The sequence below is a fragment of the Nitrospinota bacterium genome, from assembly GCA_035528715.1.
Classification (GTDB): domain Bacteria; phylum JADFOP01; class JADFOP01; order DATKYB01; family DATKYB01; genus DATKYB01.
On sequence record DATKYB010000044.1, the window covers coordinates 1 to 12,880 of the forward strand.

The 12,880-nt window shown below is 33.5% G+C and carries 16 protein-coding genes; 10 read left to right on the forward strand and 6 right to left on the reverse strand.

Annotated elements, in window-relative coordinates:
- Positions 1–479: 479 nt before the first annotated feature.
- The 8 genes from VMW81_03125 to VMW81_03160 all read left to right on the forward strand — a co-directional run bounded on the left by VMW81_03125 (position 480) and on the right by VMW81_03160 (position 8,665).
- Positions 480–929, forward strand: a complete 450-nt coding sequence (locus VMW81_03125; protein HUU49936.1) for a hypothetical protein — start codon at positions 480–482, stop codon at positions 927–929.
- A gap of 156 nt (positions 930–1,085) precedes the next feature.
- A complete protein-coding gene (locus VMW81_03130; GenBank protein HUU49937.1) occupies positions 1,086–1,466 on the forward strand; it encodes a PilZ domain-containing protein in 381 nt (126 codons plus the stop codon).
- Positions 1,467–1,509: 43 nt separating this feature from the next.
- On the forward strand, positions 1,510–1,863 hold the full coding sequence (locus VMW81_03135) for a PilZ domain-containing protein (GenBank protein HUU49938.1): 354 nt from the start codon (positions 1,510–1,512) through the stop codon (positions 1,861–1,863).
- Between the two features lie 1,298 nt (positions 1,864–3,161).
- On the forward strand, positions 3,162–3,974 hold the full coding sequence (locus tag VMW81_03140; GenBank protein HUU49939.1) for a hypothetical protein: 813 nt from the start codon (positions 3,162–3,164) through the stop codon (positions 3,972–3,974).
- 196 nt (positions 3,975–4,170) lie between these two features.
- A complete protein-coding gene (locus tag VMW81_03145) occupies positions 4,171–4,944 on the forward strand; it encodes a hypothetical protein (GenBank protein ID HUU49940.1) in 774 nt (257 codons plus the stop codon).
- 131 nt (positions 4,945–5,075) lie between these two features.
- A complete protein-coding gene (locus tag VMW81_03150; protein ID HUU49941.1) occupies positions 5,076–5,612 on the forward strand; it encodes a hypothetical protein in 537 nt (178 codons plus the stop codon).
- Between the two features lie 153 nt (positions 5,613–5,765).
- Complete coding sequence (locus VMW81_03155) at positions 5,766–6,830, forward strand: restriction endonuclease (GenBank protein ID HUU49942.1); 1,065 nt, start codon at positions 5,766–5,768, stop codon at positions 6,828–6,830.
- Between the two features lie 428 nt (positions 6,831–7,258).
- A complete protein-coding gene (locus VMW81_03160) occupies positions 7,259–8,665 on the forward strand; it encodes a histidine kinase dimerization/phosphoacceptor domain -containing protein (GenBank protein HUU49943.1) in 1,407 nt (468 codons plus the stop codon).
- A gap of 40 nt (positions 8,666–8,705) precedes the next feature.
- Here the strand turns inward: VMW81_03160 and VMW81_03165 are convergent, their stop codons facing one another.
- A complete protein-coding gene (locus VMW81_03165) occupies positions 8,706–8,963 on the reverse strand; it encodes a hypothetical protein (GenBank protein HUU49944.1) in 258 nt (85 codons plus the stop codon).
- Positions 8,964–9,290: 327 nt separating this feature from the next.
- On the opposite strand from VMW81_03165, the gene VMW81_03170 reads away from it, so the two are divergent.
- Positions 9,291–9,560: a hypothetical protein gene (locus VMW81_03170; GenBank protein ID HUU49945.1), complete on the forward strand. Its 270-nt coding sequence runs from the start codon at positions 9,291–9,293 to the stop codon at positions 9,558–9,560.
- A gap of 95 nt (positions 9,561–9,655) precedes the next feature.
- On the opposite strand, the gene VMW81_03175 is transcribed toward VMW81_03170, so the two are convergent.
- The 3 genes from VMW81_03175 to VMW81_03185 form a co-directional block, all read right to left on the reverse strand.
- Entirely contained in the window at positions 9,656–10,123 is a 468-nt protein-coding gene (locus tag VMW81_03175) for a hemerythrin domain-containing protein (GenBank protein ID HUU49946.1), read from the reverse strand.
- 84 nt (positions 10,124–10,207) lie between these two features.
- Entirely contained in the window at positions 10,208–10,729 is a 522-nt protein-coding gene (locus VMW81_03180; GenBank protein HUU49947.1) for a tetratricopeptide repeat protein, read from the reverse strand.
- Entirely contained in the window at positions 10,726–10,908 is a 183-nt protein-coding gene (locus VMW81_03185; protein ID HUU49948.1) for a helix-turn-helix domain-containing protein, read from the reverse strand. Before VMW81_03185 ends, VMW81_03180 begins: the two co-directional genes overlap by 4 nt.
- Before the next feature lie 331 nt (positions 10,909–11,239).
- Between VMW81_03185 and VMW81_03190 the strand changes: the two genes are divergently transcribed.
- Positions 11,240–11,422, forward strand: a complete 183-nt coding sequence (locus VMW81_03190) for a hypothetical protein (GenBank protein HUU49949.1) — start codon at positions 11,240–11,242, stop codon at positions 11,420–11,422.
- 330 nt (positions 11,423–11,752) lie between these two features.
- On the opposite strand, the gene VMW81_03195 is transcribed toward VMW81_03190, so the two are convergent.
- Both VMW81_03195 and VMW81_03200 read right to left on the reverse strand, forming a co-directional pair.
- On the reverse strand, positions 11,753–12,157 hold the full coding sequence (locus VMW81_03195; protein HUU49950.1) for a hypothetical protein: 405 nt from the start codon (positions 12,155–12,157) through the stop codon (positions 11,753–11,755).
- 48 nt (positions 12,158–12,205) lie between these two features.
- Positions 12,206–12,880 carry an ABC transporter ATP-binding protein gene (locus VMW81_03200; GenBank protein ID HUU49951.1) on the reverse strand — a complete coding sequence of 225 codons (675 nt, stop codon included), beginning with the start codon at positions 12,878–12,880 and terminating at the stop codon, positions 12,206–12,208.

A 12,880-nucleotide genomic window follows, 5' to 3' on the forward strand; every position in this document is an offset into this window, starting at 1 on the left:
CCTCTATATTTAAAGATTAACGATTGATTCAAATTCACCCCCTTTTTTAAATAATTTTTAAAAGCCAAAACAAGAAAACAACTCCAATCAAAAACAGAATTAGAGATATTATTAGATAGCTTCTTTTTCTCATGTTATCCCTCTAAAAATTTACCCTATTTTTACCCTAACTCAGTCAAAACCTATCAACATTCATCAATACCCATCAACATACCCTTATTTTCTTAATGGCTTTACAATCAATGAAAAACAAGGTATTATAGAGACTTAGAGAAATGTTTAAAAAGTGCTGATTAGGACTGAAAATCCTCGTGTCGGCGGTTCGATTCCGTCTCTCGGCACCACTCATAACTAATAAAATCAATGATTTACTGAATCCTCACATTTCGATTGGTTTTTACAAGGAAGAGGGGATCGATTCCCTTAACAAGATTCTTTATAGAGTAATCATCTGAAAATAGTTTAAGGTGAGTGAATATATGTCTACCGATGAATTTTACTTTAGCATAGCAGTTGAAAAAGATAATATAAAACAACGATTAAGTGGTTTAATCAAGAAATATTATTACAAGACTAAAGCATCTGTTTTTGGTTTAAGACAAAAAGCGATAATCAAGAAGTATTATAAGAATGGAAAATTAATTAAGATGATTAACCACGATAAAATCAAAGGAATAGTTAAGGAAGTCATCTATAATGAAAATGGAACAATAGGTTTAGAGAAAAATTACAGGAATAATAAACCTGAAGGTATTAACAAGCTTTATTACTTAAATGGAAGCTTGAAAGTAGAGATGAGTTATAGTGATGGAAAGTTAGATGGCTCTTATAAGATGTATGAGCAAAACGGAAACTTAAAATTTATAGACTATTATGAAGATGGTAAAAAGATCAAACGGAAATATACCATTCATTATCCCAACAAATAGAATCCTTAATAGTCCCACCCTTTTTCTTTTTTCTTAAGTATATGTTAATGATTTTGTTAGTCTAACGGTAATCTTTTATACTAAAGTTTTAATAAGAGTTTATCGATAATAATAAATATAATAAGAAGAAACATTTAATTATCAAATTATCTGGAAATGAAAACAATGGTACAGAAAGAGAGGCGTAGAGCGCCAAGAACAACATTGAAAGATGCTTTTATGGATATCTATTCTATAGATACACGATATCTAAAAGAATATAAAGGAAAAATCTTTGATATTTCTACTTTAGGGGTAAAATTTACTTCTAACAAACCTTATAGTAAATATACGGAAGTTCATGTTGGTCTTTTATTACCAAATTATAATTCTTTAATAAAGGTTATTGGTAGAGTGGTACGGTGCGAAGATAAAAGTAATGAAGATTACCACATTGCTGTAGAATTTAAGGAAGATACCTATCAACAGCGGATAATAAATGAATATATAGAAGTTATGAAATTGTGGGATAAACAATTAGAGACACATAAAAATTAGTTTATTCTGTAACCAATTTATTAAATTTAATTTTATTTAAACGATGGGACAAATAGAAAGACGCAGAGCACCGAGAATAGTATTGAATAATGCTTCTCTTGATGTATATTCTGAAGAAGTGCCAGATCAAATAGAAGCAAGAGGGAAAATCTGTGATATTTCTCGTTTAGGAACGAAATTTATCTCTAACAAGCCCTATAAGGCCGATTCAAAAATTGATATAGCCCTTTTATCAAGAGACCATCTTCCATTAATCTATATTTCTGGAAGGGTTGTACGCTCTGCAAAGAAAGATAATGATGAGTTCTACACTGCTGTAGAATTTGCAGGTAATCATGAGCAACAATCTAAAGTTGAAATTTACATGATAGCGATGAGATCGTTAGGTTCAAACTAAATTCAACTCTCTCTTTATAATCCTTCATAATCCTTCCTTTAAAATCACTATTAGCCAGTTAATTAAAAAACCCCTTTTTGTTTTTTCGTAAGCAGAGGGGAGGTGTTCCGGTTTTATATATAACAGTTCTCCCCCCAACCTTTGATAATCCAGATGAGTTTTTAGTTTGTTTTCCTGCTATTTTTCCTTGACAGTTATATACTTCAGGTCTAATCTGAAAAACCTATCTTCTCGGTTCTGCATCTTTTGATTAACTGTTACCCTTTGGGAGGGGGTAAAGATGCAAGGCCATACTCTTCTTGCCAGACTATTTCCTCAAGAAACCTTCGCCCTCACTAATCTGTATTTTCTTTCTAATCTTCTTACAGTAATAAATTATAAAAGGGGAATGCTATGAAAAGGTTTGTAATTATCTTAATAGTATTGGTCTTTTTAATCGTCATTGTTGGTCTAATCAGAGCAGAAGTAGGCTGGCTTGGGTAGAATAAAACTTTAAACCCACGGAAACAAACCAAAGTATATAATTTTTGGTCTATCAAGGTTATTAGATTATTTTTCCACGATTACTACAAGGCAAACCCAAAGAGGAGATAAAAAAATAGTATATCAAGAAACAGATAGGAATAGTAAAGAAGAAGAAGATGATGAAGTTGGTTTGTTTGATAGAGTCCCATTCTTGGTGGTATTCCCATTAGGTGTTGTATATTTTTTTGTATTGTTAAATTTTTCTTATTGGATAATGTACGGCGCTTTGAACCCTTTTGACAACTATCTTGTTAGTTTAGTCTATCTTATACCTATTGTTTTCCTTTCTCCAGGATGGCTTATGTATCTATATAATTGTAAAAACTGGATAGATTTTTTAAAATTTATAATTGTCTCGATTATAGCCTGTTTTGGTGTTAATTTTATGGCTCATTATTTAGGAAGATAGAAGATAGTGGTCTCGGTCCTGGCGTTTAATAGACCAGAAAAGCCATTCCATTTTCATTCGGTATAATCCCTTTTTTATATCTCTATTCAAAAAGACAAAAATCCTCGCTTGTTTGTTAAATCCCTTTCCCTTGATAATCCAGATGAGTTCTAGTTGTAATTCCTGCTATTTTTCCTTGACAGTTATATACTTCAGGTCTAATCTGAATAACCTATCTTCCTGGTTCTGCATCTTGACAGCCACATTAAAACCTCTATTTGAGGGTAAAGATGCCAGACCATTACATTTCTTCCAGATTATTACCTCAAGAAATCCTCATTTGTCTATGTTCTATTAATTCAATTAAACATAAAAAGGTGAGATTATGAAAAAATTGTTATTGTTAACAATACCTTTTCTTTTTTTATGGGTATCAAATAGTGTTGCAGAACCTTTGCCAAAACATATATGGGAATTTGGAACTGAAGTATCGCATATTAAATACGAAGAACCTGGGATAATGGAAGATAAGGGTATGATGTATGGGCTATCTGGTTCCTATACTTTTCACGATGGAATTATGTTTAACGGAGAAGCCAGACTTAGTTTTGGAGAGGTAGATTATGAATCAGTAGAAACAGGGAGCATAGATAATATAGACGATTATATATTTGAGATTAGAGGAGTGTTAGGTTATGACTTTACTGTAGCAGAAACATCCTCCAGAACCTCTATCCTTTCCCCTTACATAGGATTTGGATACAGATATTTAAATGATGATTCAGGCGGCATGACTTCTACAACAGGTGCAAGAGGTTATGAAAGAGAGTCAAATTATTACTATAGTCCTTTAGGTTTATGGATAAACACCATTTATGAGAAATGGTCTTTTGGATTGATGCTTGAATATGACATTTTTTGGTACGGATTACAGAAAAGTCACCTTAGTGATGCTGTTGCCGGTCTTAATGATGTCGAAAACGATCAAGATAGCGGTTATGGTTTGAGAGGTTCCATTAAAATCGTAAGAAAGTTTACGAAAAGAAGTTTAGTGATAGAACCTTTTATAAGATATTGGGATATTGAGAAATCAGATGAGTCACCAGTCACAACAACTTCTGGATATATTATTGGGCGTGGATGGGAACCAGAGAACGAATCGACAGAATTTGGTATTAAGATAGCTATAAGGTTTTAGATTATTTATTCTGCATCTTTGATTCACTATTACCCTTGGGAAGGGGGTAAAGATGCTAGACCGTAATATTTTTGTCAGATTGTTTCATTTTCACATTCACACTGTAATTCTATTCGAAAGTTATCTGCAGAGAATTCTTAATTCTAATTAAAACTATTATCAATGTTTTTTTAATATTTTTACTAGGAGACAAAATATGCAGACTAGCCAAAATCTAGATTTAGACAATATCGATGATTTCTTTTATCCACCCTCTATGCTCACTACAGGCGTTCTTGGAATTGTTGTAACGGCAATGGCAGGTGCATTGTTTTATTTTGTGTCAATAAATATTGGTGGGGCTTCTGTAGTTTTAAGTCTTTTATTTGGATTGCGATTGTTTTTGAGTAGGCATATAAAAAAATATCCTCATTGGGGTAAAATTCTTTACTACCTAATAATTTCTCTACTTATATGCACTTCGGCAGCTGGATCAAATGCTCTTATGAGCAAAATTTATTTACCAAAAGCGCACGCAATAGAGATTGAAACAAAAAAACCCACTCATCTCATCATACAAAAAAAGCCCTTTTTCTATAATTGGACTGCAGAATCAAGACTATATACGAGAGCCAGCTGTAATGAGTTGAGGGGAATTCAATTAATGTTTAATATTAAAGAAGCTAAGAAAGATTTTTTTCAAAATATATTATCATTTTTTCACTTATTAGTTCCAGATTATAAAGTTCAAATAAAAATTGTTCCTAAAATATCTACGATTAATATTAACAAAGTTATTTTTTACTTGGATCCATTAACATTTGATGAGTTCGAGATAGTAAAAGATTCAAAAGATAAATTCGAACTTAATTTGTTAGCTTGGAAATCTTTTGATTTGAAAGTAAAAGTAGTATTGGAATCTGGAGAATATTTTTTTCTTTTAGAAAGTATAATTCTAAAAAAAGTCCTTTATGTGAGAGAAAATAACTGATTCATGTTCACTCTGTAATTCCACTCCTGTTGATAATCCAGATGAGTTTTTGTTTGTGTTTTTACTGTTATGAACTACTTTTATTTCTAATCTTATGAAAAAACATATCTTAAAAAAGAGGAGAGATAAAGATGTCTGATATTAGTGATACTGTGAAAAGTTTATATGAGAAGTTCCTCATGAGAGATTTGCTTTCATTTATAACACCTGGCTCAATTGTTGTTTTATCTATATATTTGCTTGGGTGGGGCTTGGATATGATAAAAAGTTTTTTCGAGTCACTACCATTCTTACTATACATACCGATTTTTGGGTTTCTTTATATTGTAGGATTTGCAACTCAATATTTTGGAAGACTTTTCAGACTAATTAGAATTCATAATCGTAATAATGAGAATGAGCATCTTAATGGATTAAGAAGGGTTTTGCAAAGAAGTAATAAAGAAATACAACAACATGAGAGATTTGTTGTTTTAAAGCAGATGTGTGGAAATAATGCTGTAGCGATATTAATCGCGGGATTTATTCTTGCCTTCAAATATCCTATTTGGTTTTTGGTCACATTTGGAGTAATTGTGTTTATTTGTTTAATTTTAGGACATTACCATAATCTACTACAACAGGAAATATGGGAAGATTTTGAAAATATACAAACTCAAGATAACTAAAACTACACAAAAGTACGATGAGAAAATTACTTATATTTAAAAAACTATTAATCCTCTTTACCCTATTTTTCTCTAGCTTCCTCTCCAAACAGAACAAGCATCAAACCTTGAAACAGCAAAATTTCAAAAGGTAAACCCAAAGAGGAGGTAAAAATGGAAAAGATGAAGTTATATAACCCGAGCAACCTGGTACTTCCACCACTTAAAATTACCAAGAAAAAAGATAGAAAATTAATGGAAAAAAATCCAAAGGTTAAAAATTTCATTGGGTCAAATTTGTTGCTTAATAAGAAATTTAATAAATTATTTTTAGAAATTTTAGTAAAAAGCAAAGAGATTGAAAAAAGAATAGAAGCCATGATTCAGAAACCAATTAAAAAAGAAAAAATTTTTGATGATATATGGCGAGAAAATTGGGAGTTCGAAAGTAAGGTATATAGTTATCATTCGAAAGCATTAGATGAATTTTTTAAATCATCAGAGTATGATGAAATTATGAAGAAAGAAAATGGAGAAGCAATAGAAGAAATAGAAAATGATAGAGTAAAAGAGATATTAAGGAAAGTACCCATAAAATTAATACAAGAAAGAAATAAGAAATTTTTAACGAAAATAAAAAAACTATCAAACCAAATTCAGAATGCATTATCGAAATTTGAAGAAAATAAAAATATAAATTTAGAAATACTGACACCAGTTAATTTATTTTTTTGTGTAAAGTGCAATCGTATAGTATCCAGAAATCAATTTAGGAGAACTACGTGTGCATGTACTGAAAAGATAAAAACAGTTAAACAAACAATACAAGAAACAATAACATATTTTGAAAAAGAACTTATTGATTTGATTCAGCAGAATTATTGGTTTGAACATGGAGTAGATTATTTGCTCAGAAAAAAGAATTTTGAAACATTATGTGGTTATCATGTGCTAGGTCATTCTGGCAACTTGCATGAGATAGACAATATAGCAGAATCAAAATCATTAAATTTAAGGTTTTTCTGTGAATGTAAAACAACGGGAGTAGGCAGTAATGATATTTTTGTACTGGCGGGAAAAATGACTGATATCGGATGCACCAGAGGATACTTTTTTACCTCAGAATCAAATTTTCCAAGACAAGTTTATCGATTGGCTAGATCAAGAAACATTTCTATTATAGAAAATGTCTTGGAAAAATCTGAATCTGATTTGCTAGAAGAAATAATAGAAGATTAATATTCCAATTCCCCCTTTTGTTTTTTAGGAATTTTTCCTTGCAAAGATTCGCAAAGGAATTTTTCCTTTCTGTTTCTTAAACTCCCCCTTCTGCTTTTTAGGTTTATGCCGAGGGGAGCGAGGATAAAACGGTAAAAGGTGTTTGAGCGTAGCGAGTTTCTTTTACCGTCTGAGCGAGCGAGAGCAGAAGCCGTTAAAAAAAGCAGGGGGGCACCTTCTTTAGTTACCTTTCTTGGGTGAGCAAGAAAGGTAAAAAGGATCGGTTAATCCGTTAAGAAAATCGAGGGAGCGTCCTTCCTTTTACTCTTAAAAGTTTTAAAATAAAGTTGAATGAATCATTTTTTATATTGTATAATAAAAAATAGATTGGCTATTTACATCAGACAATAATCCAGCTATTTTTTTCAACGAATTCGGGTCTCAGAACTATGAGAGATTCTAAAGAGATTCCAATTCCTCTTCCCCGATTAGGACTTTATTTTCTCGCTTTGGTAGTTGTCTGGTCTCTAATCATGTCCTTATCGCTTTATTTGAATGTGATATCAATAAAAGGAGATGCTTTAAAGGCAGCGAGAATCCAGGCCCAAGAGACATTAAAGAAAGATATTACTTATCGATTATGGAATTCGATTCATTGCGGGGTTTATGTTCCTGTAACAGAAGAGACAGAGCCCAATCCTTATCTCTCAAGCCATCCTGAAAGAGACATTACCACTCCCTCTGGCAAGAAGCTTACATTAATGAACCCGGCTTATATGACACGACAGGTTCATGAGTTGGGAAGTAAAAAATATGGAATTTTAGGGCATATAACGAGCCTGAACCCGATCCGTCCCGCAAATGTCCCTGATTCTTGGGAGGCAAAGGCTATAAAGGCTTTTGAACGAGGAAAGATTGAATTTTGTTCTGTAGCGGAAATAAATGGTAAACCACATATGCGTTATATGCTGCCGTTATTGACGGATAAAGCCTGTTTGCAGTGTCATGCCAAACAGGGATACAAAGAAGGTGATGTTCGGGGCGGAATCAGCGTTTCTATTCCAATGGAACCGCTTTGGAATATTGAACGGAAGCGTATCATTAAGTTAACTTGGGGTCATGTCCTCCTTTGGATAACAGGAATGTTCGGAATCCTTTTAGTGATGAATCGGATTAAAAGAAGCGAAAAGAAAAGAGTAAGGGCAGAACATCAGATTCAAAAATCTCTGAAAGAAAAGGAGCTTCTTCTCAGAGAGATTCATCACAGGGTCAGGAGCAATATGCAGATTATCTCAAGCATTCTCAAGCTGCAAACCCTCTCTTCCAAAAACAAGGAGATTGCAGATGTCTTTAATAAATGTCAGACGCGTATTGAGAGCATGGCTCTTGTTCACTTTATGCTTTATCAAACAGAAGACCTCTCAGAGATCAACTTTAAGGACTATATAGAAGACCTATCTAAAGCTCTCTTTGATTCTTATAAAAAGAATAAACAAAAGATTTCTTTAAATATAAATGTTAAAAATGTTTTTCTCGATATTGATACGGCTATTCCTGTTGGTATTATTTTAAACGAGTTGATTACCAACTCTTTGAAACATGCTTTTAAAGAAGAAGAAAAAGAAGGTGAAATCAGTATATCCCTCTCTGAGGTTGATGAAGAGAGATTAGAATTGATTGTTAAGGACAACGGCATCGGTCTTCCAGAAGATTTTGATTTGAAGAAAACAGATACCCTTGGTCTTCAGCTTGTTAATCTTCTTGGGGAGGACCAGATTAATGGAGAGGTAAAGATCATTAGGGATGGCGGAACAGAATTTCAGATAGTATTCAAAAGAACTAGGTTTAAGAAGTAAAGTATAATTTCGGCAGGGTGAGAAATGGCTCTGCCTCGGTTTAGACCTTCAATTCCTTAATGATATAGAATCGTAGGGGACATCTGCAGTAATATGCTGTTCCAAAAGATATGGAGAATGTGCACTCCCATGGATTTTTTTCCAAACACTCAAGAAATGATTCAAGCCCAACATCTCTGGCTTCGCAGAGATTTTCAAACCCCGATTTGTAACAGATAAAATCTTTCGGGCATTCCATCCTGGCAATGATTTTTTCTATTCTTCTTTTTTGTTCTTTTTGCAGTTTAGTATATTTCATATTTTGATTTCTCTCCCTGACCATTCTTTTATATAAATTAGTTTATCTTTAAAAGCCCCATATAGTTTTAAGTATGGGGCTTTTAAAGAAAGGAGGGAAAAGTTTTGGCGGCTTTTTTTCTCCTATATAAAATATAGTAAAAAAACAAGAATTTTAAAACTCGAAAAATTACCTGTTTTTCCCATAATTTTTACTAGTATTTCGAATCATAATATGACTTTTTAAAACTACAAATTTAGCCTCTATTGACAGAATAATGTTTTTTATGAATATTTATAACAGGGATACATGGTATATTTGATTTAATATCAAGAGGAAAGTGATGAAATGAAAAAAATCTTTTTCGCGGTCATTCTTTTCTCTTTCATTTCGACTTCCACTGTTTTTTGCTGGGAAGATGAAGAAGCTGATAAAAGTGGCAATATAATAGTCTATGATCCGAAGGGTCATATTCAATGGGGTCATGTTGGTAGTGGCGGCAATATGATAATACACGATCCGAAGGGTGATACGAAATGGGGGCATGTTGACAGGAACGGCAATATCATAATGCAAGATAAAAAGGGTAGTATTAAAAGGGGTTATATGAAAAAGTAATGGTGATATAAATTTTCAATCCTTAAGAAATCCATCATTCCTTTCACTGTGCCCATCGAAGTCAGATGCTATCCAATTACCTTTATCTCAATAGCTTAGAGCTTATCAAAAATCTGCCTATTTTTCTCCAAGATCGGTAAAAGCTCTTTGTCCTCCTTTAAGGAGTGTCTGAGAAGATTATCTCTTATGGTCCGTCCTGCAACATTGAGCCTTTTATTTGTCTCTTCGTCAAGAGGGATAGTATTTTCAGAAACTATCTTTCTGAATTCTTCTAATTCTTTCAATATAATCCCGTGTTCCCTCTGCAATTCTAAAATCAATTTTACTGATTCTAGCGTGGGGGATTCTAAGAGGATAGGGGGGAAAATTTTCTTTTCTTCGAATTCAAAGTGGCTAATGACACTGCGTTCGAAAAAGTCTTCAATTCGTTTGATATTGGTCCAGCCTTCCTCTTCCAATAGAATGCCCAGGAGCTCTTCAAGGTTCTCTAAGTGTTCTGAAACCTCACTATGATCCTTAATAAGTCTTTTCAATGGGTCGACCCACTCATCTGTTCGGCTCATAACAGATCTCCTTTATTCTTTCATTTTGGATACTTATCCCCAATTATTTATAGAAAATGAAGAGATATTTTCAGTGAAACTTTCTTACCATTGAATCCCTTTTGACTTTAAATAATTCTGTGATGGTCTATAGTTCAATCTGGCAGCAGCTTTAAAGTCATTAATCGCCTTCTCTTGTTTACCCAGTTTTTCATAGGCAAGGGCCCGGTTATGATAGGGCCAAGTAAAATTCGGCTCTAACTCTAGGGTTTTGGTAAAATCATTAATAGCCAGTTGATATTTACCTATTATCCCATAAACAAGTCCTCGGTGATAATGAGCTAATGTATTTTTTGGGTTTAACTCTATGGCCTTTGAATAGTCATAAATAGCCAGTTGATATTTACTCAGTTTTTGATAAGCAAGCCCTCGGTTATTATAAGAAAATTCAAATTCAGGGTCTCTTTTTATGGACTTTGTATAAGCCACAATGGCTTCTTCGTAATTGCCTCCTAAATACAATTCATTACCCTTCTCATTCCAGTATTTAGCACTATCGGCAAAGGTTGTGCAGGGAGTTATCAATAAAGAAATGAAAGCAATCAGTGCGAATATTAACCTTTTCATTTTTTTATCTCCTTACCCTCTAAATATTTAAGGGCTAATTTAAGGAATGGAGGTAGATTTTTCATCATACCTCTTTCCCATCTGCTAACAGTCATCACATCTACCCCTAAGACTTTGGCAAGATTGACTTGACTATAGCTGTTTTTTTTTCTCCATAATTTTAGCTGCTTTGGAGTCATGCAAATATTCTATACGAATTGCCTATATAAGTCAATTCTTTTCAAAAATTATTTCTGTTTCTTTGTTTCGATTTAAACATCTCAATTCTATCCAGCCTTATTCCATATAGCTTAATGTTTAATTCTCATAGGCAATTTTTAACCTATGATAAATCTTAACTATCTTCACAAAACAGTTATCATTTTTCTATCCCTTTGAAACTAAAAGATTAATCAATTGTTCTCTTCAATTGCTCTTTTGGAATAAATATTGCTCAAAGATTTCAACAAAGGGGGTTAGATAAATAAAAGTAATCTAAACATCATGATAAAGGATAAGTGAATAGGTACGATGAATATCTATCCGAAGCAGCCGAGAAGATTTGCAGAAAAAGATATGGAGGTCTTGTCTTCCTTTTTTGATCAAGCTGCCAGGGCTCGTGTGAGAGCCAATCTTTTCAGAGAACTAGAAAAAGAAATTACTGAGATAAAAAAGACAGATTTGCAGATGAAGACATCCCTAAGAGAAAAATGACTCACTATAATACAATGAGTTAAATTCCTTACCATCCATAACATTATTTTCTTTTTTTTGAACAATCCCGATCAGTAATTTCAAACGTAAGGGAGAATAAGGGGGTTAATTTCTAAATTAAATCTTTAATTCTTGACAATGTAATTTAAAAATTTTATATTTTTAAAAAAGACCCTGTCGTGTTCGTGATAAGAGGTTTTTCAAAAACTAACACTAAAGAAAAGGGACCTTTACTCTTCCAAGTTTTAGGTCGCCACTTGGTAAGAAAAAGTTCACTGCAAAAATCTTAAACACGGCATTAAGATGGGGTCTTTTTTAATGGTTTAAAATTTACATTATCTTATGTCCATATTCTTTCTCTACCATCTGGATTACCTCTGCGACTGAGAGTCCATCTTTTAGCTTCTTATTTATAAATCCTTTTTCCTCCAGGGCTCCCCGAGGCATATCGCAGCTACATTCAATCAGGGGAAGTTCTCCGCAACCACCACATGCACATTTGAAATTCGATGCGACTAACCAGGCTTGACTCCCGAGCGATCCATCACCTGCTGACGATGTTTGATAGATATTTCTGCTATATCTCGGAGCCTGATCCGAGAAGAAGGTTACTTTAACAGTAAGCCCCACTGAAAAGATGATTGCGATAACAGCTGCAATCATCCAGTAAGAGGGTTGGGACCTTCTTGAACTCAGTTTCGGTTGAGAAGTATTTCTTTTTTCTTTATTTGACATATACAAAATCCTTTTCTGGGTATGATTACCCTCTTTTTAAAAAAATATTCAGTTCTTTTCTATTAAGAGACCATCGGACAAATGTAATATCCTCTGGGTATATCTAGCGCATTGGAGGTTATGAGTAACCATAATGATTGTCATTCCGGCTAAATTGAGTTTTTGCAGCAACTTCATAATTTCTCCTGTGGTTTTTGAATCAAGATTTCCGGTTGGCTCATCAGCCAAAAGTATAGGAGGTTCATTTACAATTGCACGGGCAATTGCTACTCTTTCCTTTTCTCCCCCTGAGAGCTGATTCGGCAAACGATTCATCTTATTTCTAAGCCCCACGCTGATAAGGGCCTCTTCAGCCATGCGCCGTTTTTTCTTCCTGCTCATTTTTACTGTGGAGAGTGGAAGCATAACATTTTCTGCAACTGTCAGGTAGGGCATAAGATGGAAGCTCTGAAAAACAAATCCAAGAAACTCTCTCCTAAAATCTGCTTGTTGCTCCTGCTTAAGATTGTAAACGTCAATTTCGTCAACCATGTATTTGCCAAAAGTGGGATTATTGATGGCTCCCATCATGGAAAGAAGTGTCGATTTGCCAGATCCTGATTCTCCCATAACACCGACAAATTCACCTGCTTTGATCTGAAAGCTAATTCCGCGGACAGCCATTACTTCAGAGTGTCCGCTTCCATATTGTTTGATAAGATTTTCGGCTAAGATATAACTCAT